This window comes from Spongiibacter sp. (assembly GCF_984394615.1).
On sequence record NZ_CFHTQA010000003.1, the window covers coordinates 11,958 to 37,852 of the forward strand.

Below are 25,895 nucleotides of genomic sequence, written 5' to 3' on the forward strand. Positions count from 1 at the left end.
AACGCACAAAGCGAGCACTATTCGACACTCAGGAAAAACGCGTATGGACAGCGCCGCGTTACCGCCGCCAACAGTCCGCCAGCGTTCGACTGGCATTGCTAATCCCTACCTGTCCCGCCTGATTGATCGTTAAATCACCACAATCGTCGCCAGCCATCACGCCTTTGCGCTGAGCCATCAAGGTGAAACTGTTTGGCGCCGGCGTTCCCGAGACCACAATCTCGTAGTAGGCCGTACCGTTATCCGGCACCTTGCCCGGATAAACCGAGGGCAACACACCGCTGTTCAGCGTGGTGGTATAGCGACCGTTCGCAGAGTAGTAACGCTCCAAGGCCTGAGCCCCAACCATTAGTGCATTCGCGGCTTCACTGCGGCGGGATTTGGCCACATGTTCTTGGTAGCTCGGATAAGCAATCGACGCCAGGATGCCAACAATGGCAACGGTGATCATCAACTCCAACAGTGTGAATCCGCGCGCGTTTATTCTGCACATTACTGTAGCTGCCTCCATGACTGACGACCGATATCGCCGCCATCATCGCCTTTCTCCGTAATCACACCCACCGTACCGCTACTGCCGGAGGTGTATTTGTATTCCAGACTGCCCTTGCTGATGACACCCGGCGTTTTAATAATTTCATCGCTGCCGCGACCGCTGATCGGGTAGTACTCGCCTTCAAACAAGATTGTATCCAGCGCGCTGATCAGGCCATCGTTATTGGTATCCAGCACCGGGTCGGCATAGCGCCCACCCGTGTAAGCGTCCAGCTCCATCAGCCAGCTTCGCCCCCCAAAGCCACAGATATTATCGGTGGGAATCAGAGTGGTAAAAATCACTCGTCCGTTGCGCAGCAGTGGCCGGGAAACCGCCCGTTCACCATCAACACGGTCGTCGGGCGGCTGTAGGGGCAGGCGCCAACCGTACTCGGGCACGTCTGCACCGTTGGAGCTCACCAGGCGCACCTGGACGTCCGTGGTGCTGCTGTCTTTATTGGTGCCGATATTTTCAAAGAACACATCCTGCACCAGCAAGTTGTCGCGATCGACCACACTGCCCGCGTCGCGAATGCCGTAAAAATCCTGCAATTGGGGATTATCACCCACGGTGGCATCACTGGTTTCAAAATATTTGCCGGTGCCGAAATACACGTAGTAGCCCCCGGCGGGGTGACGGCCGACGATAGGACGCATGGTAATCGGCTGGGGATTGCCGTCGTCATCGACCGCATTGAATAGCGGCGCCGGAGTACTGCCCGACTTGAAGGCCACCTTCCACTGATTACTGTTACTCCCTGTTAAGTCAAACTTCCAGAGATTGCCATTCAAATCGCCTGCGTAGACATAATCGGTAATTCGATCATTATCGATATCCACCGGCACCGGCGAACCCAGGCCGTTGCCCTCCCCGCTCACCTCAGTATCGATGGCTTTAATCAAGCTTCCCGTCGCCAGATCCACCACCATCAGTTTGACGGTATCACCCGACTCATAGCCATTGCCGAAAATCGCCACCCATTTGTTCCCTGCCGCCACCCGGATAATCGTCGGCTCACTCATCGCCACACCCAGCTTGTCGCTGGCATCGGACGGGGTAGCAAATTCCCACAGGAAATTATTCTGGCTGATTGTCGCCGGGTTGCTGACATCCACGGCAAACACTGATCGTCCGCCTGCGCCGGTCGCACCAACCGCCACCGTGGTCCAGCTGCCGTTGATGTAAGCATCACTGGCCCTCGGAGAGCCATCAACAAAATAGCGATGCTCATAGTTGGGATCGGCGAGCTGCACTAATCCACTGAACGATGATACAGGGACAAAACCGAATATCTCTTTACCCGTTTCTGCATCAAAGCCATGCAACATGCCGTCGTTAGCACCGACGACGATGATGGAATCCCAGGATTTTTTCGTTTTCAGAAAATCGCGATAGGTGCTCCCTTCAGAACCACTTAATGTATGGAAACCATAGTCGTCGCGATTGCCAATAAACACCGGGTCTGAATTGACGATATCCCCCAAAATACTTGTGCGACGACGCAAGCCAGCCAACTGTTCGCCTCGTACCCACCTAACAATTCTGCGACCATCGTCATCAGTGCCGCCATTTTTTAGGGTGGCTCGTTGTTGAGCACTAAGATCAGTCCACGTCGCCGCACTAAAATTGATTGCATCTGCTGTTATTGTATTTCGATCACCTGTCGCCGCAAACAGGTTACGCGATGCCACAGTCGGCATAGCCGACTTATCGCTATCCCACTTTATGTCTCCCAGACTGCCATCAGACTGCACTTTGTAAGCAACGATCCTGCCTGTCCACTCTAAGCTATTAAAGCTTGCTTGATATACTAATGTTCCAGAATCAAGCCGAGTAGAGTTGGCGGCTACTGCCGATGCCGATGACTTACTTTCGTTGGCAATTGTCTGCAGCGAATCGGAAAGTCCCTGTGCGAATTCGTCAGGGTTATTTGCGCTGAAAAACTGGCCACGGCTGTTGACTGCAGCGTGGAGGAGGTCATCAATTTTATGCAGGTCATCCGATGTCGGCGATGGCCAATTAATTGCGGTACCCGTCGTTAATGCGGCAAACGCCGCTTCAGGGTCAATAGTGCCACTCACCCCCAGGCCAACCCCAAAGGTTGTCATATGCTGCCAGAAAGCAGGATTTTTCTTGTTAATCGTTACGGCATTAGGAAGGTCGGAGCGTAAATCATTCTTCCAATAATACATCGCGACATCCGCCAAGGTATCGGAACGATCATCTTTAAACGGGGACACCGCTTTATAAGTATATGAAGCGCCGTTAGACGCCGTATGCGTTGGGTTGTTCTTACCATCGTTGTTTTTAAATGGGTCGCCAGATAAATCACCATTTGACCAATACCCGTCGGTCATTAATACAGTGTAGTTCCGCCGGCATTCAAGATCATCCCCACCGCCTTCTCCTGGCGTGTCATTCCAAGGCCCTTGGTCGTCGTCACGTTGAAAATATTCACCTGCGGCACTCAACGCCTCACGTAATGGTGTACCTTTATCAGGTATATCAATACCGTAGAGCTCGTCATAAAACGCTTGGCGATCGTCGCCGCTGAAAGCGCGAACGCCCTTTCGAATCACTTTGGTGTTTGGCTCATCATCTACATTTCTACTTTCACTATTCAGGCTCCCGAAACCAACACGCAAGCCGCCGCCTTGCAGTGCAAATGCACGACCTGAGCCAGCTCGTGCCGTTAAAACACGAGAGCGATAATACGTATACCAATTAGCAAAGTTTTGAATCTCCTCAGCATAGGTACAAGTCGCGTTTTCAGCATCCGCACAATCACTGCGTCGTACCCTGCCATGACCAACATATTCATTGTTGGAGGTCGCAAAATTTTTTATAACGACTTTTTCGTATTTTCCAGTGTCCCACTGATCGTCCGTACTCTGAACATTCCCGTTGAACCAATAATAAACTGCAGGCCAGAACCTTTTATTAGCGTTATTGTCGCTACTACAACCTCCTGACTGTGGACATTCCCTCCAACTTCCACCATCTTCGCCAATAAAATACTCGCCGTCGTTTTCTGCGGCTAAGTCACGACAAATATTTCGACCTGAACCGCTATTTACGGGATTATGCAGTGCACACCGAGGGTTCGCTTGTGGAAATTCACTGCCGTCAGCGCCTAACCACGGGCGATAAGTAATTGCGGGGTTGTAGTAAACCGTATTCAATTGCGGAGAGCGGCTCATCCGATTAAAAGCGGAGCTACTATCGAATGTCACTACACGGTTGTCGTAACTTCTACCTCCGTATACAGATTTTATCCGGGGGTACAAAAATCTCGCATTATTACGAATCAGCTCACCAGGCATTAGTTCAAACTGCATCGACCCAGAGTCATCCAAGATGTACATAACATTTGGTGGAGCTGATTGCGAGAGAAATAGCGGCACCTGGGATATACCCGACTCGGGGACAGCGTCATCACAGTCTTTTTTTCTGCCAGTAATATTAAAACTCGCTTTACACCCCGCAAAAACGGTTAATTGATTGCCTTCAAATGAATAAGAGAACGGCGAGCATTGATACTCAAAAAGTCCAAGAGCAGGCGGCGCTACTTCATTTACCGAAACAGTGGTTATCGACTCCAGCTCATCAAAAATTTGCGATTGAGTCCCGAAGAAGGACCCTATTTCTCCAGTTTGAAGCGACACCTCACAGCTTGTCGCATTTGCGAGCTGTGGCAAGCCGATAATAAGCGCCAACAGCGGGGGAGCGAGTTTAGACACCAGTGTAAATGCTCGTCTTCGAAAACACAGCGTGGCACTTCTCATACTAGCTCTCCTCCCGACGATAAGTTGTTGTCAATACCACCATCGTCCGATCACTCTGGCCAAAGCCCCGCGCGGTCACACGGTAGTAGCCCTGAGTGGAAATGGTTCGGTCAGAATCCAGGGCCGCGCCGGGGTCTGCGGTGGCACTGATCTGCTCAATAATGTATTCGGGTTGGCGCAGCACATTGGACAACTCATCATCAACCACCTTCCAGCCTGTGGACGCGCGCTGCTGCCAATCCGGCTCGCTGCAGGCGGTGCGGGTATCGGTGGTATCCGGACATGAGAGATAGAGGCCGTTGCTGCCATCAAAATCGATACTCGCCAAGGCATCCATCGCGGCTTCGGCCTCACGAACAGCGGCCTCGGCGGCCTGGAAGGCGATATTAATATCTTTGTTATTCCCCGCCATGCGCTCCTGCATGGTCGCGTTGCGCATGGAAGCGACGCCGAGAACGGAAATAATCAACATAAAAACCAGCGCGACAATCAATACCGCGCCTCGCTGCGAGGTGGAGGCATTCATGGCAGTCGATTCCTCAAGGCAAAGACCGACGTAAAGACCTGCCGCATTCGGCCGTCGCTGTTGTTGATGAGCTTACCTTCAGAGTCGTAAACGGTTTGCGCATTGTCGGCTCCAGTTTTGCCGACTACGCCCTCATCCAAAGCCACCATGGTCAGCTCAACTCTGACACTGAGCACCGTTTCCCAGTCGCTGACCGAACCAGCGGCTATATAGCGGTCTACTGAGCGATCGTCGTTATCATCCACGCCATACATTAATTGCAGATTTTCAACACCTTCCACCAGCTCGGTGGCAGCACTATGTGCCCCGCCCGAGGCAATCGCTCGCTCGCGAAAATACAGCGAGGTAACTGGATTACCGCCGCCGGTGTCACGCTCGGTATCGCGAATAAAAAACTGGCTACTGACAAAGCCGAACACTTCGGCGTCGGGACCATAGGCTTTACTGAGTTTATTGCTGGTATTGGTGTTCTTTGCGTGGGTTAGAACCGCTTTTTTCTTGCCCCCGGCCTTCGGCTCCGGGTTGTTAGTGATACGAAAAATATCCGCAGAGGTACAATCAGATATCAACACATAATCGCCTTTGACAAAGCCGACACTATTTTCATCGATATGAACATTAGCGTTCACGGGATCAGTGTTACCGGTCAACCGTATACTCTGTGTCGAGCCACGGCGAATACTCAGCACATCTGTACCAAGCAGCGCGTCCAGATCATTATCCTTTGGCACGTCATCCAGCCCTTCGATCGCTTTAAATTCGCCCTCAGCGGGCGGGTCGGCAATCACATTGGGAGCAATCCCGCCCGTGGAGTTACAGCCCATATAACCGGCCATTCGAACTTCTCGCCCGATATAATCCATCGCAAAGCGCGCACTCTCCTGAATCAAAGACAGCGACTCCTGCACGCGATAGCTGCTGCGGCTGGCCATAAACACCTGTATCACTGCCGCGCTCAACACTAAGCCAAGCGTGATGGCAATCATCAGCTCGACCAGGCTCAGTCCCTGCTGCCTTGATTTCACGCCTATAGCTCCGTGATAAACTGAAAGGATTGAAGATTACCGCTGCCCGCTTCGCGGGTATCGCTAAGGCGGCTCTCATCCCATTGAATAGTGATGGTAAAGCGGCGGTCATCCCGAGCCACCTCGCCATCCCCTGACGGCATACGCAACGCGAGCTCACCCAGCCACTCGCTCAGGTCCACCACATCGATACTGGTGCCGCTGGGCGCATCATCGTCCATGGCAATATCGTAGTCACCGTTCAGTGCCGCCGCTCTGTTGGCCCGCAGCCGGTCGGCGATATCATTAGCAAGAAAGACGGCCGTCGAACGAAACTTGGCAGTCTGGTTAAATTTCACGGCATTCAATTGCACCGCGGCCGCCCCCATCACACCAATGGCGGTAACCAGAATGGCAACCAACACCTCAATCAGCGTGGTCCCCCGCTGATGCTGTGGCAAACGTATCCGCTTCCTCATCCTCACTCCCGATTTGCCTGCCCTGGCCGGACTTTGTATGGACACCGCTGCATTTCCACCACGCCAACAATGCTCCGACATGGAGCCGAAGACTAACGTCCTGCAAAACAGAAACCAATTCAAGCGTTTAGCCTAGCACAAAGGCGATTTTTTACTGTAGTTAGGAAAAGCGCCGCCTGACAAGGCGGACTTATACTTAAATTCGGCTTACGCGCTGGTTTTATTTGCAAAAACGCGCAATAGCAACTAATTAGCTAGAACAGTCTCTGAACAGCAGCAGCCCATGGAAAGGAGTCCGTGATGCGTGCACAAGGAAAGACGCTGCTTGAAATGCTCGTGACGCTTGGCTTGATTGCGATATTGAGCGCGGTGGCAACGCCTCAACTCAGTCAGTTCCTTCACGAACAACGCTTGCGCAGCGCAACTGACAATCTTTACCACGCCCTGTATGCCACCCGCTATGAAGCCGCTGTACGGCAACAGCGTATCAGTCTATGGAATCAACACGGTGACTGGAGCGGTGAACTGGAAATGTTTGTGGACAGCGACGGCAGCGGTAAGCGGGAAAGTGGCGAGCCCCTGCTGCGCAGTATCTCGGCGCCGGCGGACGGGCTGTCCATCTCCGGCAACAACAGTGTCAGTGACTATGTCTCGTACATGCCAGATGGGCGCGCCCTGACCAAGAACGGCGCCTTTCAGGCTGGCACGCTGCAGCTATGCCAACCGGGGCATCAGGGTGTCTACCGCATTGTACTGAGTATCGGCGGCAGGTTGCGCCGGGCGCACCAGGCAGAGAGCAGCTGCGAACGATAAGCTCAGGACGCGTCGACCCAGCGCAGTTCGCGAGGAAGAGAAAAGGTGATGTTTTCCGGGCGACCATCAAGCTCCACAGGCGCAGCAGCGCCCAGCTCGCCAAGCCGGTCGATCACCGCCCGCACCAGCACCTCAGGGGCCGACGCGCCGGCGGTGATACCAATTCGCAAGCCTTCTTTGAGCCACGAAGGCTGAATATCATTTTCGCTGTCGATGAGGTGTGCCTCACAGCCAAAGCGCTCTGCCAACTCGCGCAGGCGGTTTGAGTTAGAGCTGTTGGGGGAACCCACCACCAGCACTAAGTCGGCTTGCTGGGCAAGATTCTTCACGGCGTCCTGGCGATTCTGGGTGGCGTAGCAGATGTCATCTTTACGCGGCCCCTGAATGGCGGGAAACTTCTCCCGCAACGCCGTAATCACCGCGGCGGTATCATCCATCGACAGGGTAGTTTGGGTAACGAAAGACAGCCGCTGCGGGTCATTCACCTCCAGCGCCTTGGCCTGAGCCACGTCTTCCACCAGATAAATCGCGCCGCCATTCCCGGCATCGTACTGCCCCATGGTCCCCTCAACTTCGGGGTGACCTTTATGCCCGATCAACACGCACTCACGGCCGTCACTGCTGTAATTAACCACTTCCATATGGACTTTCGTCACCAGCGGACAGGTGGCATCAAACACTTTCAAGCCACGTCGCGCCGCTTCATTGCGCACAGCTTGCGATACACCGTGGGCGCTGAAAATCACGATTTTGTCATCGGGGACTTCGTCCAGCTCATCAACAAACACAGCCCCGCGCTGGCGCAGGTTTTCGACGACAAATTTGTTATGCACAACCTCGTGCCGCACATAAATCGGCGCGCCGAACACATCCAGCGCGCGATTTACGATTTCAATCGCGCGATCTACCCCCGCGCAGAACCCCCGGGGATTAGCCAAAACGATTTCCATGCTGTGCTCAACCGGCATGCTGAACCTCATCCTCGCCGCTATGCGGCTGCACATCGATGATCTCGACCTTGAAGCCCAGCGTACGCCCAGCCAGGGGATGATTAAAGTCTACGTCGACCATTTCATCGTCAATGGCGCTGATCACACCCGGCAACTCCGCATTGGCGGCATCGGCAAAATTCATCACCAGCCCCTCGCTGAGTTCGATATCGCCGAACTGGCTGCGCGGCAAACGTTGAATATTGGCGGGATTGCGCTGCCCAAAGGCATCCTCTGGCGCCAGCACAAGCTCCTGCTGATCACCGGCCACAAGGCCTAACAACTTTAATTCCACCCCAGGCAGTAACTTGCCGTCGCCAAAGACAAACACCGCGGGCTGGCGCGAGAAAGTGGAATCCACCTCACTGCCGTCTTCCAACAGCAGCGCAAAGTGCAAGGTAACAGCGGTTCCGGGTCCAATCGCTAAGCTCATTTATCTTCTCTCTGGGTCAGGGCCATGCCAGCTATTTGCGGCTCTCAGGGTTCAATACGGTATCCAGCACCAGCAAGATAGCGCCTACCGTAATGGCCGAGTCAGCAATATTAAAGGTGGGGAAGTACGCGCTGCCCCAATGCACAGAAATAAAATCGATCACATGGCCGTGTAGCAGGCGATCAATCAGGTTGCCCAGTGCGCCGGACAACACCAGCGACAATGCCGCCGACAGCAGGCGCTGTTGCTGGTCGAGGCGCATCAGCCAGACAAGCAGATAGCCGCTGACCAGCGCCGCAATCCCGGTGAAAAACCAGCGCTGCCAACCACCGGCATCGCTGAGAAAACTGAAGGCGGCGCCGGGGTTGTAGTGCAGCGTGATGTCCAACACCGGCAACAAGGCATTGGGCTGACCGTAAACCAGTTGCGTATCGGCCAGATACTTGCTGAGCTGATCGAGTAGGATCAGCAGAATGGCAAACACCAGCCAATAAAGGCGATTGCGGCGCTGAGCCGCGGCCTGCGCATCAGGCATAGTGGCGAACCTCGCCGTCACCATCGACATTATCAATACAACGGAAACACAGTTCGGGGTGCTCCAGCGATTGCCCAACATCGTCGCGGTGGTGCCAGCAGCGTGTGCACTTCATGCCCTCACTGGCGCGAACCCGCACTTCCAGCCCGTCTACATCGGTCGTCGCCGCCTCATTAGAGGCTGAGATCGGCGCCAGCATGGCTGCTGAGGTGATCAGCACGAAACGCAGTTCATCACCCAGCTTGGCCAGAGTATCGATCAGCTCTTCGCTGCAAAACAGCGTCACTTCTGCCTGCAAGGAACCGCCTACGACACCTTCGTTGCGGGCATTTTCCAACACTTTGTTCACCGCCGTTTTTACTGCTTGCACACGGCGCCAGAAGGCATCATCCATATCGTCATCAGCAGGCAGACGGCTGAGCCCGGTATACCACTCAGCCGCAAATACCGGCCCCTGGCGCTCGCCCGGCAGTACCTGCCAGAGCTCGTCAGCGGTAAAACTGAGAATCGGCGCAATCCAGCGAGTCAGTGCTTCGGCAATGTGGTACAGCGCGGTTTGCGCAGAGCGACGGGCACGGCTGTTTTCCTGCGTGGTGTACTGACGGTCCTTGATGATATCCAGATAGAAACCACCCAGTTCGAGCACGCAGAAGTTGTGCAGCTTTTGGTAAACCTGATGGAACTGATAGTCGTTGTAAGCCGCCTGCAGCTCGTCCTGCAGCACGGCGGCACGATGAACAATCCAGCGATCCAGCGCCAGCATATCGTCGCTGTCCAGCGCGTTTTCAGCCGGATCAAAACCGGTCATATTGGCCAGCAGGAAGCGTGCGGTATTACGGATACGGCGGTAGGAATCTGCGGTGCGCTTGAAAATTTCATCCGACACCGTCATTTCATTACGGTAGTCGGTAGCCGCCACCCACAGGCGCAGAATATCCGCACCTAGGTTGTTCATCACTTCCTGAGGTGCGATGACATTGCCCAGGGATTTGGACATTTTGCGACCGTTCACATCGACGGTAAAGCCGTGAGTCAACACCTGCTTATAGGGTGCGCAGCCATTGATTGCCACCGACGTCAGCATGGACGACTGGAACCAGCCCCGATGCTGATCGGAACCTTCCAGATAAATATCTGCGGGGAAAGCCAGCTCCTCGCGCTGACTCAGCACCGCGTAGTGGGTAACGCCTGAATCGAACCAGACATCCAGCGTATCGCCCACTTTCTCGTAATCCGCGGCCTCGTCACCCAGCAGCTCGCCAACGTCCAGATCAAACCAGGCCTGAATGCCCGCCTTCTCCACGCGCTGAGCAACCTGTTCAATAAGCTCAGGCGTACGCGGATGCAGCGCGGCGGTCTCGCGGTGAACAAACAACGCGATTGGCGCTCCCCAGGTACGCTGGCGGGAAATACACCAGTCCGGTCGCTCACCCATCATCGACTCAATACGCGCGCGGCCCCAGCCAGGCATCCACTGCACGCCGTCGACAGCCTGCATCGCTTTGTCGAGCAGACCGTTCTGCTTCATACTGACAAACCACTGGGGCGTGGCACGAAAAATGATCGGCGTTTTGTGGCGCCAGCAATGGGGGTAGCTGTGCGGGTAGGCGGCGTTATGCAGCAGACGCTGACGCGCCGCCAACTCGGCGATAACCTGTTCGTTGGCCTTGAAAACATGCTGACCGCCAAACAGTTCGGTGCCCTCAATGTACACGCCATTGGGACCAACCGGGTTGTAGACGTCCAGGCCGTATTTCTGCCCCACGGCAAAGTCGTCCTGACCATGGGCAGGCGCAGTGTGGACAGCGCCGGTACCCGCTTCCGTGGTGACGTGGTCGCCCAGAATAACCGGCACCTGACGGCCGTACAGAGGATGCTGCAGCGCCAGCCCTTCCAGCGCCTGTCCCTTGCAACGCCCAACAATGCGGAAATCGGCAATGCCGAGACGCGCCATGACCTGCTCGTGCAGCGCCTCCGCTAACAGCAGTAATTCGTCTCGGCCGTCGCGCTGGTAGGCCAGCCAGACATAATCCAGCTCAGCGTTCAGACACACCGCCATATTGGCCGGAATGGTCCAGGGCGTTGTGGTCCAGATCGCCAGATTCATCTGTCCACAGACATCGTCACCCAAGCCGCTGCGCTGGCGAGCATCCGCCTCGTCTACCACAGCAAAAGCTACATCGATAGCCGGAGACGTTTTGTCCTTGTACTCCACTTCGGCTTCCGCCAGCGCGGAGCCGCAATCCAGACACCAGTGCACGGGCTTGAAGCCCTTGTGCAGATGGCCATTCTCGGCAATTTTCCCCAGCGCTCGGATAATATTGGCCTCGAAGTCGAAGCTCATGGTCAGGTAGGGCTTATCCCAATCACCCAACACTCCCAGACGCTTGAAACCCTCGCGCTGGCCATTGACCTGCTTGTAGGCATACTCCCGGCACTTTTCACGGAAGGTGGCAGCATCAACCTTGCGGCCGGGTTTGCCGACTTTCTTCTCCACGTTCAGCTCAATCGGCAGGCCGTGGCAGTCCCAACCGGGGACATAGGGCGCATCGTAGCCGCTCAGAGTGCGCGACTTGACGATCATGTCCTTGAGAATTTTATTCAATGAGTGACCGATGTGGATATCACCGTTCGCATACGGAGGACCGTCGTGCAGAATAAATTTTTCGCGTCCTGCGCGGGCCTTGCGAATCTGACCGTAGTAATCCTCGGCGTACCAGCGCTTGAGCGCCTGTGGCTCGCGCTGGGCCAGGTTGGCCTTCATCGCAAAGTCCGTTTTCGGCAAGTTCAGGGTGTGCTTGTAGTCACTCATAAATGCGTTTCTTGCAGTCCCGGCAGTCGGGTTAGAGAGAGAAGTAATCGCGTGCCTGGTCAATATCCCGGGCTATCTGCTCGCGCAGCGCGTCGATGCTGTCAAATTTGATTTCGTTGCGCAGTTTCTCGCGAAACAGCACGCGGATATTACGCCGATAGAGGTCGCCATTGAAGTTCAATAAATGCACTTCAAGAATGGCTTTGCTCAAGTCGCCCACGGTGGGCCGAACGCCGACGTTAGCCACGCCCGGCAGCGGCTGTGCCTCAACCCCTTCCACTTCCACAGCAAACACCCCGGCCAACGGCGAACGCAGACGGCGGAGCTGGAGATTAGCGGTGGGCGCACCAATAGTGCGCCCCAGTTGCTGGCCGACAATCACGCGTCCGGAAATGCTGTAAGGTCGCCCGAGCAGCGCTTCCGCCAGCGCGAAATCCCCCGCTGCCAGCACCTCGCGAATACGGGTACTGCTGACACGCTCGCCATCGTATTGCAGCGTGGCGGTATCCATCACGTCAAAGCCATCGCGGGCACCGGCCTTGCGCAGCAAGTCAAAATCGCCGCTGCGATCCCGACCAAAGCGCAGATCGTCACCCACCACGATGTACTTGGCACCGAGGTTTTTCACAAACAGGGTATTAATGAACTCGTCGGCGCTCATATTGCGCAGCGCAGGGGTGAAGCGAATACGCACCACGCGATCAATGCCCAGCTCGCGAATGGCCTCAAACTTCTCGCGAAACGACATCAGCCGCGGCGGCGCAGAATCCGGGGCAAAGTATTCGCGGGGCAGCGGTTCAAACAGCACCACAGTGGAAGGCAGGCCGTATTCGCGACTTTTTTCCACGAGCTGGCGCAACACCGCCTGGTGGCCGCGATGCACGCCATCAAACGCGCCTATCGTCGCCACACAGCCCCCGTGTCGTGGGCGGAAATTGTGAAATCCGCGGATTAACTCCATGCCTTCGGCTGTTCCCATCGTTGCGCTCATTGCCGACACTGTTGAACATCATTATTGAACACAGAGAAACGTGCCGAAGCCGGAGCGGTGACAAAGCGCCTGATTATAGCGCAGTCACCGTCGCGACTAAACGCCTCAACGCGCGCCGCGAAAATCGCCGATGCGCATCCCCATCATCCACAAACCGAGCAGGTACACACCGCCCCCCGTCGCGCAAACCGCCAACAGCACGGCAGCACGCTGCCAGGAAAACCACAGGGCCCAGTCGTGAATACCCAGACGCGCGGCGATCAGCACCGCCGCCATCGCCGCCACCGGCAGCAACACTTGCACGCTATAGCGCAACCAGCCCGCTGCGGGATGGTACACATCGCGCTTCAGCAGCCCACGCAGCAACAGCGCCGCATTGAGCCAGGCTGACGCCGCGGTGGCCAGTGCCAGCCCCACGTGACCGATCTGCCAGTAAAAATGCAGTGGCAGCACCAGCGCGATGTTAAAGACCATATTCGCCACCATCGCATAGATGCCGATGCGCACCGGCGTGCGAGTGTCCTGGCAGGCAAAGAAGCCCGGCGCCAATACCTTGATCAGCATAAAGGCCAACAGACCCAGTGTGTATGCGCGCAGACTCAGGGCCGCCATGGTAACGTCGCGACTTTGCAGCTCACCGTACTGGAAGAGCGTAATCAGAATCGGTTCGGCGAGAATCAGCAACGCCACGGCGGCGGGCAGGGCCATCAGTAACACGCCGCGAATCGCCCAGTCCAGCGTCTGAGAAAAGGCCTGCTGGTCACCCCCCGCCCGCTGGCGCGACAAACTGGGCAGAATCACCGTGGCAATGGCAATAGCAAACACCCCCAGGGGCAGCTCTACCAGCCGGTCGGAATAATAGAGCCAGGAGATACTCCCGGTAGGCAGGAAGGACGCCAGTACGGTATCGAGCAGCAAATTGATCTGGCTGACCGAGACCCCGAACATCGCCGGGATCATCAGTTGCACGATCCGGCGCACGCCCTCATCGCCCCACTGCCAACGCGGCGTCGGCAACAAATGCAGGCGCTGGAGAAACGGCAGCTGAAAGACCAGCTGCACACAACCCGCCGTTAGTACGCCCCAGGCCAAGGCCATTGCGGGCTCATCGAAATACGGCGCGGCCACCACGGCCGCCGTGATCAGGCAGACATTCAGCAGCACCGGCGTAAACGCGGGCACAGCAAAGCGGCCATAGCTGTTCAGCACCGCCCCGGCAAAACCAGTGAGGGAGATCAGCATCAGATAGGGAAAGGTGATACGGATCATTTCCGTGGTGAGCGCAAACTTCAGCGGGTCGCCACGAAATCCAGGCGCAAATACCGTTGCCACCAGTGGCGCTGCAATGACCGCCAGCAGCGTGATGCACAGCAATGTGCCGCCCAAGGCACCGGCCACCCGGTCGAGCAGTTGTTTAACCGCCGCGGCATCACGGGTTTCCCGGTACTCGGAGAGCACTGGCACAAAGGCCTGAGAAAACGCCCCCTCAGCAAACAGGCGGCGCAGAAAATTGGGGATTTTAAAGGCAACAAAGAAGGCGTCGGCATTGGCCGTGGCACCCAGCACTACCGCAATCACCACGTCGCGAATCAGCCCCAGTACCCGCGACAACATGGTCATGGCACCGACCACCAGGCTGGAGCGCAGCAGTCCGCCACCGGATGAGGATTTAGAAGGTGCCGCTTCTTCCGTTTCGCTCACGACCATTGCGCCTGCAAACGCGCCCGATGCAGGCGCAGCCACTGCAGGGCAATCACCGAATGGGCATTGTTGATTTCACCGCGATCCAGCATGGCAAAAGCCGTTTCGGCCGCGTATACACTGGCGCGGATATCTTCCCCCTCAGTGGCAAGACCGTGAAGACCACCAGCACCATCGAGAGAACACTGTCCGCAGTAGAGGTAAAAGTACTCGTCGCTGCCACCGGGCGAAGAGAAATACTCGGCCACGGCCTCCAGCTCAGCCACCGCGATGTCCGCTTCCTCTCGGGCTTCACGGCGAGCGACGTCTTCCGGGCTTTCATCGGTGTCGATAATCCCCGCCACCAGTTCAGTGAGCCAGGGCGACTGACCGCTGTCGAGCGCGCCCACACGAAACTGCTCTACCAGCAGCACTTCATCGCGCCGGGCATCGTAGGGCAACAGTCCCACGGCCGGGCCGCGCACAAACAGTTCGCGAGAAATCGGCTTGCCCCAGCCACCGGCAAACAGGCGATGGCGCAACGTGAGCGCGCGGATCTCGAAGAAGCCCCGCCAGGCGCTGCGGCTGTCGATAACCTCGACATCGTCGCGATCGAAGTCCGTCATCAGAACCGCCTTTCGGTATACCAGTTAACGTCGCGAGCCGATTTGTCGACCTGGTCAACAACATCGAGAATCATCGCGAACAGCGCCATACGTACCAGTACGCCGTTGTCGGCCTGACGAAAAATCGCCAGATTGGGGTTGTCGTTCAGGTCGTTATCCAGCTCATTGGCTTCCTGCCGGGAATCCCTGGGCAACGGATGCATGATGACGGTATTGGGTTCGCAGTAGCGGGTGTAAATGGACTGATTCAGGCGATAGCGACCACGATATAGATCCGCGTCGGCCTTGCTGGCAAAACGCTCTTCTTGAATGCGAGTGGAATAGGCGATATCCACATTGGACAGGCTCGCCTCCATCACGTCGGACTCCACCACGGTGTGTCCGTCCATGCGCAGCGCCTCGACAATTTCCCCCGGCATGCGCAATTCGTCGGGTGAGATCAACACCAGATGGATATTGCGATACAGCCCCAGCAGCTTGCACAGCGAGTGCACAGTACGGCCATATTTCAGGTCACCAATCATCGCGATGCGCAAGCCATCGATATCATTGCGGCCCTGATGACGAAGCTCCTTGCGGATGGTGTACAGGTCGAGCAAGGCCTGACTGGGGTGTTCGTTCGCACCGTCGCCACCATTGATCACCGGCACGCGGCTGGCCTGAGCAAACTCGCTGACCGACCCCGATGCCGGATGGCGCATCACAATCACATCGCTATAACCACTGAGCACCCGTGCCGTGTCATAAAGGGATTCGCCCTTGGCAATCGCCGAGCTTTCGAAGCCGGTGGTCTCGCGCACCTCGCCACCCAGCAGATTAAAGGCGCAGCCAAAGCTGACCCGCGTTCGGGTAGAAGGCTCGAAAAACATATTGCCGAGAATGGCACCATCCAGCACCTTGGTTACCCGTTCCCGGTGCGCGTAGGGCACCATGCGGTCGGCCACGGTAAAGACGCGCTCGATATCTTCGCGCTCGAACTGACCGATGGAGAGAATATGACTACCGGCAAATTTCAAGACTGTTCTCCCATATTTACTGTGCAGCGCCAGACAAGGGACGTTCGTCCGCTGCCGACGCCTGATGGTTCGCTTCATCAAACTGCAAACTGGCCCAGCGCGCATACAGCGGCGACTGGCTCAGCAATTCACTGTGGCGGCCACAGGCCACCAGCTCACCGTGATCCAGCACGGCAATACGATCGACATTGATGACGGTGGCCAGGCGGTGGGCAATCACAATGCTGGTGCGACCTTGCATCAGGCGTTCCAGCGCCTTCTGTACCTGATATTCACTCTCGGCATCCAGCGCACTGGTCGCCTCGTCGAGCAGCAGCAGGCGCGGATCAGCCAGCAGTGCACGGGCAATCGCAATGCGCTGGCGCTGGCCGCCTGACAAGCGCACCCCGCCCTCGCCCACAAAACTCTGGTAGCCCTCTGGCAGACGCTCGATAAACTCGTGGGCATAGGCCGCCTTTGCCGCCGCTTCAATATCTTCGTCGCTGGCGTCCGCACGACCATAGCGAATATTGTCCGCGACCGTGCCAGTAAACAGCACCGGTTGCTGCGGCACCATGGCGATGTACTGCCTCAATTCGGCAGGATCAAGGTCGCGAATATCGACGCCGTCAAAACGAATAGCTCCACCGCTGACATCGTAAAATCGCAACAGCAAATCAATCATCGTCGACTTACCGGCACCGGAACTGCCCACCAGCGCCAGGCTGCTGCCAGCGGGGACGTTCAGGGTGAACTGCTTGATGGCCAGTACCTCAGGCCGGGAGGCATAGGCAAAATCCACGGCGTCAAAGGCAATCTCGCCACGAACGGGTTGCGCCAGCGACACCGGCTGTGCGGGCGGCAAAATTCGGTTCTCAGCGGCCAGCAGTTCCAACAGCCGCTCTGCCGCGCCTGCGGCCCGCTGCAAGTCGCCATAGACTTCCGAGATTGCGCCGACGGACGCGGCCACCATCACGGCATAGAAAATAAACGCAGTCAGCTCACCGGCACTGATCCGACCGGCCAATACGTCATGACCACCGACCCACAACATGCCTGTCACCGCGCCCAGTACCAGCACAATCACAATGGTGGTCAGCCAGGCGCGCTGACGAATGCGCACAATGGCCACATCAAAGGCCGTCTCGGCATGACGATCAAACGTCGCTCTATCCGCCTGCTGGTGATTAAAGGCCTGCACCAGTTTGATGTTCTTTACCGCCTCGCCCACAAAGCTGCCAACACTGGCGATCTTGTCCTGACTGCTACGGGACAGGCTGCGCACTCGGCGGCCGAAGATCAGAATGGGACCGATAACCAGCGGCACGCTCAACAGCACTACGCCGGTCAACTTGGGGTTGGTGATAAACAGCCAGATCAGGCCACCGAAAAACATCAGCGCATTGCGCAGGGCAATCGACACCGACGAGCCAATCACCGTTTGCAGCAAACTGGTGTCGGTGGTGATGCGCGACTGAATATCGCCGCTGAGCTGGTTTTCAAAAAAGCCGGGGTGCAGGGTCACAACGTGGGCAAACACCGCTTTGCGAAGATCGGCACTCACCCGCTCGCCGATCCACGACACCAGATAAAAGCGAATAAAAGTGCCAAAGGCAAGAAGGACCACCATGCCCATAAACAGCAGCAGCGCCTGATTCAGCGCGTCTTCCGTTGCGCCGCTGGCAAAGCCGCTGTCCACCAGCATCCGCAGGCCCTGGCCGATAGACAGAGTGATGGCCGCCGTGCACACCAGCGCCACACTGGCGCCTAAGACCTGAGCACGATAGGGACGAAGAAAGCCCAGCATGGCGCGCAACACGCCGATGTTTGCCTTGCCGCGCTCGTCGCCACCTTGATCAGCCATGGACCCTCCTGTTATGGGCGCGCATTATTGCGCGGATCTGCATCCGGTAAAAGCGCCCCGTCAATCAGCCGCAACTTTTGCTGGCGACTGAGTTTTTTGATCGCGGCCTCGCGCTTTGAGGCCGCCGAGCGATCCACCGCCGCTTCGGTATACACCATCGCCTCTGGCGGGTCGCTGCGAAAAAACCGGGCACCGCGTCCACCTTCGCCGCAATGCTCCCGAAAACGTCGCTCGGTGTCGGTGGTAATCCCGGTGTACAGCCGCCCGCTGCGGCAGCGCACCATATACACCCACCAATCGCTCAAAGCCCTTCCTGCTCCAGCGCGTCAGCGTAGTCGTTCAGTTCCTGCAAAATGTGCTGCTGGAAGTCGTCCAGTTCTCCCTCAGCCAGCTCGCTCAGGCGCTGACGAAAGGCGTCGAAACCCAGCAGACCGTTTCCCGGCTGACGAAGGCGCTGCTTACAGAAAGCAAACCAGCGCTGACGCTCCTGAGCGGACAGGCTCTGAGGGAAATTTCGGCCGCGATAGCGCCACAGCAGCTCGCCAAGACGGGCATCACTGAACTGAAAGGACTCGCTGGCCAGTGCTTCTGGCGACAAACTGCGAATACGATCCATGGCGCGCTTGTCACTATCACCGAAAAAGCCGCCATAGAGCTGAGTATCCACATCGGGGTTTTCCTCAAACTCCCGCTGCTGATAAAGCTGCTGAAGCTTTTCTTGCAGGCCCTGAGCATGATGCAATTGCTGCCAGTGACGACGACAGACGTCCAGATCAATCTGCAGCCGCTCGGCACTGGCGTCGTCCAGCAATTTGGGGGTCGCCACGATCGGCGCACGGTTCAGATGAATTTCTTTCAGAGGAATGCGCTCGACGCCCTCCCCCAGTTCGGCACTGCTGCTGAACAGCCGCCGAGCAACTTCTTCAACGCCGAGTTCAATCAGGGGCTGCGGGTCAACTGACAGATCGTAAACAATCACACTGTTACGATTCACCGGGTGCGGCGCCAGCGGCATCATCAAGGCAGTGCAGCCCCGCGCCGCAGAAATTCGACCTGACACATGCACCACTGGCACCTGCGTGTCGGTATCCAGCATCGCCGACACCGTGCGCTTGTTGCGCAAGCTTAGCGCGTAGTCATAGAGCTTGGGCTGCGCGGTTTTTATCAGCCTCGCCAGATCAATCGTTGCCAGCACATCCGACAGCGCATCGTGAGCCGATTCGTGGCTCAGGCCATTGACCGCTGTCAGCTCCTCCAGCCTGAAGCTCGGGCTGCCATCCTCGCGACGGGGCCATTCAATTCCCTCAGGGCGCAGTGCATAACACAGACGCACCACGTCGATCAGATCCCAACGCGAATTGCCGTTCTGCCACTCCCGGGCGTAGGGGTCGTAGAAATTGCGGTAAAGCGCGTAACGAGTCACCTCGTCATCGAAGCGAATACTGTTGTAACCGACCGTGCAGGTGCCGGGCTGGGCCAGTTCCGCATGGATATTGGCAACAAACTCGGCTTCACTCAGCCCTTCTTCCAAGGCCTGTTGAGGCGTGATGCCGGTGACCAGACAGGCCTCGGGATTGGGCAGGTAGTCAGGCGTGGGGCGACAGAACTGAACCAGCGGCTCGCCGATAATGTTCAGATCGGCATCGGTTCGCACACCGGCAAACTGTGAGGGACGGTCCAGCGCAGGCGCCGTGCCCCAGGTTTCGTAGTCATGCCAGTAAAAGGTTTCGCTCATGCCGTTTGTCCAACACCACCCTGCAAAAACGGGGGCCTAGCCCCCGTTCTGTTTTACGCCACGTTAATCTTTTCAGCCTCGATTTTGGCTTTCCAGATCTGCGGCCCGAGTTTATGTACCGACTCACCCTCGGTATCCACTGCCACGGTGACCGGCATGTCCTCCACGGTGAACTCGTAGATCGCCTCCATGCCCAGTTCCGGGAAGGCAACCACTTCAGCTTTTTTGATCGCCTGCGCCACCAGGTATGCAGCGCCGCCGGTCGCCATCAGATAGACAGCTTCGAACTCTTTAATGGCATCGATGGCGCCATCGCCGCGCTCGGACTTGCCGATCATGCCCATCAGGCCGGTTTCGGCCAGCATGGTGCGGGTGAATTTATCCATACGGGTGGCCGTGGTCGGACCAGCGGGGCCAACCACCTCATCGCGCACCGGATCAACCGGGCCCACGTAGTAAATGAAGCGGCCTTTCAGATCGACCGGCAACTTCTCGCCCTTGGCCAGCATATCGACCATTTTCTTGTGCGCGGCGTCGCGGCCGGTAAGCATTTTGCCATTCAGCAGCAGCGTATCGCCGGGCTTCCAGGTCTTAATCTCGTCAGCCGTAACAGTGTCCAGATTCACACGCTTCACATTGCCGCCGGTTTCACGGGTGACTTCCGGCCACTCTTCCAGCTTCGGCGGCGCCAGCGCAACCGGACCGCTGCCATCCAGGGTGAAATGAGCATGACGGGTGGCTGCGCAGTTCGGGATCAGTGCAATCGCCTTGTTCGCTGCGTGGGTCGGGTAGTCTTTGACTTTAACATCCAGCACCGTCGTCAGGCCGCCCAATCCCTGAGCACCGATGCCCAACTGGTTCACTTTTTTGTGCAGCTCCAGGCGCAGCTCTTCTGAACGGTTAGATGCGCCACGTTTTTGCAGGTCGTGAATATCGATGGGGTCGAGCAGAGCCTCTTTGGCCAGCAGCATCGCCTTTTCGGCCGTGCCGCCAATACCAATGCCCAGCATGCCCGGCGGACACCAGCCCGCACCCATGGTCGGCACCATTTTCAGCACCCAGTCCACTACGGAATCAGAGGGGTTAAGCATGGCGAATTTCGACTTGGCCTCGGAACCGCCGCCTTTCGCTGCCACGTGCACTTCAACGGTGTCACCGGGCACGATTTCGTAGTGAATGACGGCAGGCGTGTTGTCTTTGGTGTTGCTGCGAGCGCCGTCGGGATCGGCCAGAATGGAAGCACGCAGCACATTGTCGGGCAGGTTGTAAGCACGGCGAACACCTTCGTTCACCATATCGGAAACGCCCATATCACCTTCCCACTGCACGTTCATGCCCACGGTCAGGAAGACGGTTACGATACCGGTGTCCTGACAGATCGGGCGGTGCCCCTCGGCACACATACGCGAGTTGATGAGAATCTGCGCCATGGCGTCTTTGGCCGCCGGGTTTTGCTCACGCTGGTAAGCCTCGTCCACTGCCTTGATGAAATCGACCGGGTGGTAGTAGGAAATGTATTGCAGGGCGTCGGCAACACTCTGAATCAGGTCGTCTTGACGGATAACAGTCATGTGGCAGGTTCCTCAGGCCAAGGTTTGCATTGGGGTTGAGCGCCGTGGCGCAGACCGACCCTCAGGCCAGTCAGGCTCGGCACCGGGCCCTCGCCCAGTGCCGATAATGTGGCGCAGGATTATACACCAGCCAGCGCGGCGGCGTCAGCGGGCCTCGGGACTGCCTGCGTGGTATTGGGTAATGGTCTGGCGCAGGGCATCGATTTCACGATTGACCTGACGGCGGAACGCATTCACAGAATCCAGCCACTGCTCGCTCTGCTCCATGCGCTTCTCCAGGTCCTTGACGCGCGCATCGAGACTGCCCCCGGCGGCAAGCTGCTTGTTCACGTCCAGTAAGGTTTTTTTGTTCACCTCACTTTGAGCGATGACTCTATCCAGCTTGCCCGACATCGATTTGAGCGACTCGCGGTCGGCCTTGTAGCCATCCAGCGCCTTTTTAAGCTCCGCGCTCAGCGTGGTATTGCGGCTTTCGATACTCGCCAGACGTTTTTCGTTTTTGGCAATCTGGGCATCGTGCTCGGCCAGTTCCGCCTTCTGTCGCTTCCAGACGTTATCCCAGAGTTTGCGCACCTCGGAATCCAGCTCTTTGAGTTTTACCGCCGTTGTCACGCTGTTCTGCTCAAGACTCTCATCCGCTGAGGATAATCGCTGTTCGAGTGCATCCAGCCGCGACTGCGCCTGCTTCAACTCGCCCTGAGTCAGCAGCAAACGATCAAACAGGTAGTACGCCGCCGCGGCCAAGGCAACAATCAACAAGGCCAGCATAAACAGAATAAAGCCACTACCACCGGAGGCAGGCGGAGGCGGCGGAGGTAAATCAGCCCCGCCGTTACCTCCCTTGCCAGCGGGCGCGCGCTGGGCAATGTCCTCTTCATCGAGGGCAATCGAAATACGCGGTTCCTGTCGTTCTGTACTCACTATTCACCTTTCCATCGCTGTTTAAACATCGCCACCCAGGCATCAATGCTCCGCATTATGAACTGCCGCCCGTCCAGCCTCCAGTGCCACTGTACAAAGTCGCTCGGCCGACGGGCATTTTGCTATACTGCTGCCGCCCCCGGACGCGCTGTCTGCGGGCTACAACTATGACAACAACTCTTCGAGAGGGGCTTATGGACGCGTATATTTCTGTCGACCTCGCACTGCGCTGGTTGCACGTATTGTTTGGCATTACCTGGATCGGCCTGCTGTACTACTTCAACTTTGTACAGACCGAGTACTTCAAAGAAGCCGAGCCCGCCGCCAAAGCCGATGCGGTACAAAAATTGGTTCCCCGCGCGCTGGCGTGGTTCCGCTGGGGCGCCATGTTTACCTTCCTGACCGGTCTGGCCCTTCTACACTTCACCATGAGCCGCACGGGCGGCCTGAATGGCTACATTATTGTCGGCGCACTGCTCGGCACCCTGATGTTCCTCAACGTATGGCTGATCATCTGGCCAAACCAGAAAGTTATTTGCGGCATCAAGCCCGGTGACGCCGCCAAGGCCGCGCCTCGCGCCGCCGTGGCCTCACGTACCAACACGCTGTTCTCTGCCCCCATGCTGATCGGCATGCTGGGTTCTTTCCACGGCACTGGCAACGCGGCACTGGCCGCCGTTGGCAAAACTGCCGAGGGAGGCATCAGCCTCGGCCTGTGGATTTGCTTGGGTATTATTGCTCTACTGCAACTTAACGCCATGTTCGGCAAACCCGGCCCGATGACCACTGTGGTTGGCGTAGTGCATTTGAGTCTCGCACTGGCGCTGGGCATGATCGGTCTGCTGCAGTTTGTCTGAGCCAACACGACGTTGATAATTTTAAGGGAGCCTCTGGCTCCCTTTTTAGTTCCCAAATCCCCGCAAAATCTCCCTTCGCCCGCGCTAGAACGCCCCACTTCGCAGCATCACCAGGGTGCAGGCATCAACACACTCAATACCCGCCTCACGCAGTGTCTTCGCCAATGCTGGCGCTTCGCTGCCAGGGTTAAAAATGATTCGACGTGGCATCAGCGCCAACAACTCGGAAGCATGAGGTGCCAGCAGCGCTTCGCGCATATACACCGTTACCGTATCGACACTCCCCTCATCCAGCGCCGACAGCGACGGTACACAATTCAGCCCCGCCACGCTGGGGTGATAAGGGTTTACCGGCACAACCCGATGACCGAAGTCCTGCAGCATCACCGCGGCCCTGTGAGAAAAGCGCTCGGCTTTCGGGCTGGCTCCCAGTACCGCAACTACCATAGTTATATTCCTGAATAGATCCGATATTGAGGCAAATATGGCAGGCAATAAAAAACCGGGCAAGGCCCGGTTTTCGTTCGTGCAGTGCTCAGATTACTGCTGGTTGCTGCCCATCCATCGGCGCAGTGTAGAAGCCAGCTCCTGCGCATTGTAAGCCTCTGCCGCATCAGGCATGGGGTCTTTGCCCATTTTGATTTCCAGCGATGCCTGATAGGACGTACGCGTGGTGGACGTGGCGTAGCCACCACTGAGGCGTCCGGGCGTTTGCGCCACCACCGTGTCGCAGCTCAACAGCCCGCAACGCTGATAAACGGCCGTACCACCGCCAAAGTCGTTCACACCGGAAATACTGCTGCTGGTGCGGCTCTTACTTTCGGTATCACGGTTGACCAGCTGGAACCAGTCGTAACCCTGCTGAAGGGTTAATTCCGCTGCGCGCAGCAGCGCATAGTCATTCACCGTCTCTTTGTCGGTAACCGTATTACCGGTAAACGTGACTCGGTAGCGATCCTTGCCCAATTCAGTTTCGGTGTAGCCGTAACCGCCCCGCTTCTCCGCGGGCTGATAGGTGGTTGTACTGCTGCAGGCGGCCATGAACAGCGCCAACACTGCAATCAACATCGTCTGAATACGCATGGTCTCTCCTCATCTCGAATGCTGGCCAGTCGTTTCGCTGGCCTGTTTACTCTTTACTGACGAGAGAAAGCTTACGTGAATCTTATTAACTGAAACTGAATAGGTATAACTACGTAGCTGTCGAGATCACCATTCTCGCAACGCAGTCGTCGCCCGGCGCTAATGCAAGCTCATCGGCAAAAGCCATACCGCGCTCCACACAGACGTAGTCTCGATAGCCCCCACCGACATCCTTCATGTCAGCGGCCAGACGCTCTCCGGGGTTCCAGATGACCAGGGTATCGCAGCCCTCACCGCTGACATCCAGGGTCTGCGATCCGGTTAACAGCCGCTGACGGCCGCCAGCGCCCTCAAAAACACGATCCACCTCGCCAAAAAATGTCTGCGGTTCGACCTGCTGCTTGGCAAGCAGGCTATCGGTATTGTCGAGAAAACGACCACTTCCCAAGCCGAAGACCTGTGTTTGCTCTATGATTGCCGAAAAATAACTATGCGCGGCAAAACTCAGTGGCATAACGGTGTCACTGCAATTGCGAACCCGCAGCTCAAGCTCAATCTGACGGCCAAGGCGGTATTCCACCTCGACCTCATACACCCAGGGAAAATCCGGCAGTTCCGAGGGCAATGATGCGGTTGCCAGCTGCAGGCTCACCACGCCCTCTGCATCGCAGCTCGCCGCCTGCAACTGCCAGTCACGCTGGCGCAGCCAGCCGTGCTTGGGAAGCTCGGGCCGACGGCGATTCACGCCAAACCAAGGCAAACAGAGTGGAATGCCGCCGCGAACCGCCTTGCCCGGCGCAAATTCAGCCTGTCGGCTCAACCACAGCCAGTCGCGCCCGCTCTCAGGCACAAAGGACAGCAACTGCGCCCCCTGCAAGGCGAGTACGGCGCGGCACAAGGGGGTTTCAACACGTATCAACGGTATGGATGACTCGCTTGCATACTCGTTCCGACTGTCGCTCAGACTGACGCCGGCGGGCAACTCACACGTCAAGTTCAAGGTTTTCTCCTACAGATTGAATCCACAGCATATCGGTGGCGCCCTTCTGGAATTGGTAGTCGACCTTTTCCATACCCAGCTCGTAGCCGCAGGCCGCCAGCTCGCGAATCACCCCTGGCAAATGACTGGAGGGCCTACCTTCCAAGTCGACCAGCGGATAAATCCGCACTTCCCGGGCAACCCGGCACAGTTCTTTAAGGGCAGCGATATGCGACGCCAGACTGATCTGTTCGCTATACAGGAACAACAGATGCGAGCACAAAGCCAGATCGTACTCCCGATCCAGGCAAGGTAATTCCGGCAGACTGGCCTCAATATAGCGACCGTCAGCCAGCCCTTTGGGGTAGTCCTCCAGAAATCTGTTCATCGCTGACATGCGCACCGACCCGACGTGGCTGGGGTCGCGGAAATGCCGCCAAAGATACTCGTCGCGCTGCCGGGCGAGCTGACTGAGCATACCGGGGTAGACACGGCGAATACGCTGTTGGATGTCCTCGACGCTGAAGCAGTACATCGGGTCAACCGACAGTACCCGGCCTCCCAGCGCGGTCAACTCGGCATTAAAACTGGCAGGGCCATCGCCACAGCCCAAAATTATCCGCTCTAAATCTTCGTCACTGAGGGAAAACATCGCCCGATATTCCTCGAACGAGCGCCCCCA

Annotated in this window: 24 protein-coding genes; 2 read left to right on the forward strand and 22 right to left on the reverse strand. The window is 57.1% G+C overall.

Annotation, left to right across the window (positions count from 1 at the left end; translation table 11 throughout):
• Window positions 1–58: 58 nt before the first annotated feature.
• From AC5DB9_RS01885 to pilV, 5 genes are read right to left on the reverse strand one after another with little or no spacing between them, the layout of a single operon-like run.
• Window positions 59–451, reverse strand: a complete 393-nt coding sequence (locus tag AC5DB9_RS01885; RefSeq protein ID WP_272994428.1) for a type IV pilin protein — start codon at window positions 449–451, stop codon at window positions 59–61.
• A gap of 41 nt (window positions 452–492) precedes the next feature.
• A complete protein-coding gene (locus AC5DB9_RS01890) occupies window positions 493–4,320 on the reverse strand; it encodes a pilus assembly protein (RefSeq protein ID WP_272994433.1) in 3,828 nt (1,275 codons plus the stop codon).
• Between the two features lies 1 nt (window position 4,321).
• Entirely contained in the window at window positions 4,322–4,846 is a 525-nt protein-coding gene (locus AC5DB9_RS01895; protein WP_272994435.1) for a pilus assembly PilX family protein, read from the reverse strand.
• On the reverse strand, window positions 4,843–5,871 hold the full coding sequence (locus AC5DB9_RS01900) for a PilW family protein (protein WP_272994436.1): 1,029 nt from the start codon (window positions 5,869–5,871) through the stop codon (window positions 4,843–4,845). The genes AC5DB9_RS01895 and AC5DB9_RS01900 overlap by 4 nt, the downstream gene beginning before the upstream one ends.
• A gap of 2 nt (window positions 5,872–5,873) precedes the next feature.
• Window positions 5,874–6,329 (reverse strand): type IV pilus modification protein PilV, encoded by a 456-nt coding sequence (pilV, locus tag AC5DB9_RS01905; RefSeq protein WP_272994437.1) that lies wholly within the window; start codon window positions 6,327–6,329, stop codon window positions 5,874–5,876.
• A gap of 300 nt (window positions 6,330–6,629) precedes the next feature.
• Here pilV and AC5DB9_RS01910 point away from each other — a divergent pair, with 300 nt between their 5' ends.
• On the forward strand, window positions 6,630–7,142 hold the full coding sequence (locus tag AC5DB9_RS01910; RefSeq protein WP_273010065.1) for a GspH/FimT family pseudopilin: 513 nt from the start codon (window positions 6,630–6,632) through the stop codon (window positions 7,140–7,142).
• 2 nt (window positions 7,143–7,144) lie between these two features.
• On the opposite strand, the gene ispH is transcribed toward AC5DB9_RS01910, so the two are convergent.
• From ispH to AC5DB9_RS01975, 13 genes are all read right to left on the reverse strand, one after another.
• Complete coding sequence (gene ispH / locus AC5DB9_RS01915) at window positions 7,145–8,092, reverse strand: 4-hydroxy-3-methylbut-2-enyl diphosphate reductase (RefSeq protein WP_272994478.1); 948 nt, start codon at window positions 8,090–8,092, stop codon at window positions 7,145–7,147.
• A 7-nt stretch (window positions 8,093–8,099) separates the two neighbouring features.
• On the reverse strand, window positions 8,100–8,564 hold the full coding sequence (fkpB, locus tag AC5DB9_RS01920; protein WP_272994441.1) for an FKBP-type peptidyl-prolyl cis-trans isomerase: 465 nt from the start codon (window positions 8,562–8,564) through the stop codon (window positions 8,100–8,102).
• A gap of 31 nt (window positions 8,565–8,595) precedes the next feature.
• On the reverse strand, window positions 8,596–9,099 hold the full coding sequence (lspA, locus tag AC5DB9_RS01925; protein WP_022959512.1) for a signal peptidase II: 504 nt from the start codon (window positions 9,097–9,099) through the stop codon (window positions 8,596–8,598).
• On the reverse strand, window positions 9,092–11,911 hold the full coding sequence (ileS, locus tag AC5DB9_RS01930) for an isoleucine--tRNA ligase (protein WP_272994444.1): 2,820 nt from the start codon (window positions 11,909–11,911) through the stop codon (window positions 9,092–9,094). The genes lspA and ileS overlap by 8 nt, the downstream gene beginning before the upstream one ends.
• 31 nt (window positions 11,912–11,942) lie before the next feature.
• Entirely contained in the window at window positions 11,943–12,902 is a 960-nt protein-coding gene (gene ribF / locus AC5DB9_RS01935) for a bifunctional riboflavin kinase/FAD synthetase (protein ID WP_245542385.1), read from the reverse strand.
• A 105-nt stretch (window positions 12,903–13,007) separates the two neighbouring features.
• Window positions 13,008–14,609: a murein biosynthesis integral membrane protein MurJ gene (gene murJ, locus AC5DB9_RS01940; RefSeq protein WP_414711558.1), complete on the reverse strand. Its 1,602-nt coding sequence runs from the start codon at window positions 14,607–14,609 to the stop codon at window positions 13,008–13,010.
• Window positions 14,600–15,208, reverse strand: a complete 609-nt coding sequence (locus tag AC5DB9_RS01945; protein ID WP_272994452.1) for an NUDIX domain-containing protein — start codon at window positions 15,206–15,208, stop codon at window positions 14,600–14,602. The genes murJ and AC5DB9_RS01945 overlap by 10 nt, the downstream gene beginning before the upstream one ends.
• Window positions 15,208–16,224 carry an aspartate carbamoyltransferase gene (locus tag AC5DB9_RS01950; protein WP_022959517.1) on the reverse strand — a complete coding sequence of 339 codons (1,017 nt, stop codon included), beginning with the start codon at window positions 16,222–16,224 and terminating at the stop codon, window positions 15,208–15,210. The genes AC5DB9_RS01945 and AC5DB9_RS01950 overlap by 1 nt, the downstream gene beginning before the upstream one ends.
• Window positions 16,225–16,240: 16 nt before the next feature.
• Window positions 16,241–18,067 carry an ABC transporter transmembrane domain-containing protein gene (locus AC5DB9_RS01955; RefSeq protein WP_022959518.1) on the reverse strand — a complete coding sequence of 609 codons (1,827 nt, stop codon included), beginning with the start codon at window positions 18,065–18,067 and terminating at the stop codon, window positions 16,241–16,243.
• A gap of 11 nt (window positions 18,068–18,078) precedes the next feature.
• On the reverse strand, window positions 18,079–18,372 hold the full coding sequence (locus AC5DB9_RS01960; protein ID WP_022959519.1) for a GIY-YIG nuclease family protein: 294 nt from the start codon (window positions 18,370–18,372) through the stop codon (window positions 18,079–18,081).
• Window positions 18,369–19,802 (reverse strand): exodeoxyribonuclease I, encoded by a 1,434-nt coding sequence (gene sbcB / locus AC5DB9_RS01965; protein ID WP_272994456.1) that lies wholly within the window; start codon window positions 19,800–19,802, stop codon window positions 18,369–18,371. Before sbcB ends, AC5DB9_RS01960 begins: the two co-directional genes overlap by 4 nt.
• Window positions 19,803–19,855: 53 nt before the next feature.
• Window positions 19,856–21,373, reverse strand: coding sequence for a fumarate hydratase (locus AC5DB9_RS01970; protein WP_272994458.1), 1,518 nt, complete (start codon window positions 21,371–21,373; stop codon window positions 19,856–19,858).
• Between the two features lie 144 nt (window positions 21,374–21,517).
• The gene (locus tag AC5DB9_RS01975) at window positions 21,518–22,294 is read right to left on the reverse strand and encodes a hypothetical protein (protein ID WP_272994460.1); all 777 of its coding nucleotides are present in this window, start codon (window positions 22,292–22,294) and stop codon (window positions 21,518–21,520) included.
• 194 nt (window positions 22,295–22,488) lie between these two features.
• On the opposite strand from AC5DB9_RS01975, the gene AC5DB9_RS01980 reads away from it, so the two are divergent.
• The gene (locus tag AC5DB9_RS01980; RefSeq protein ID WP_272994482.1) at window positions 22,489–23,151 is read left to right on the forward strand and encodes a urate hydroxylase PuuD; all 663 of its coding nucleotides are present in this window, start codon (window positions 22,489–22,491) and stop codon (window positions 23,149–23,151) included.
• Between the two features lie 84 nt (window positions 23,152–23,235).
• On the opposite strand, the gene AC5DB9_RS01985 is transcribed toward AC5DB9_RS01980, so the two are convergent.
• The 4 genes from AC5DB9_RS01985 to AC5DB9_RS02000 all read right to left on the reverse strand — a co-directional run bounded on the left by AC5DB9_RS01985 (window position 23,236) and on the right by AC5DB9_RS02000 (window position 25,865).
• Complete coding sequence (locus tag AC5DB9_RS01985) at window positions 23,236–23,598, reverse strand: CoA-binding protein (protein ID WP_272994462.1); 363 nt, start codon at window positions 23,596–23,598, stop codon at window positions 23,236–23,238.
• Between the two features lie 93 nt (window positions 23,599–23,691).
• A complete protein-coding gene (locus AC5DB9_RS01990) occupies window positions 23,692–24,234 on the reverse strand; it encodes a CC0125/CC1285 family lipoprotein (protein ID WP_272994463.1) in 543 nt (180 codons plus the stop codon).
• A gap of 109 nt (window positions 24,235–24,343) precedes the next feature.
• Window positions 24,344–25,234, reverse strand: coding sequence for a D-hexose-6-phosphate mutarotase (locus AC5DB9_RS01995; protein ID WP_272994464.1), 891 nt, complete (start codon window positions 25,232–25,234; stop codon window positions 24,344–24,346).
• Window positions 25,218–25,865, reverse strand: a complete 648-nt coding sequence (locus tag AC5DB9_RS02000) for an SAM-dependent methyltransferase (RefSeq protein WP_272994465.1) — start codon at window positions 25,863–25,865, stop codon at window positions 25,218–25,220. Before AC5DB9_RS02000 ends, AC5DB9_RS01995 begins: the two co-directional genes overlap by 17 nt.
• Window positions 25,866–25,895 lie beyond the last annotated feature (30 nt).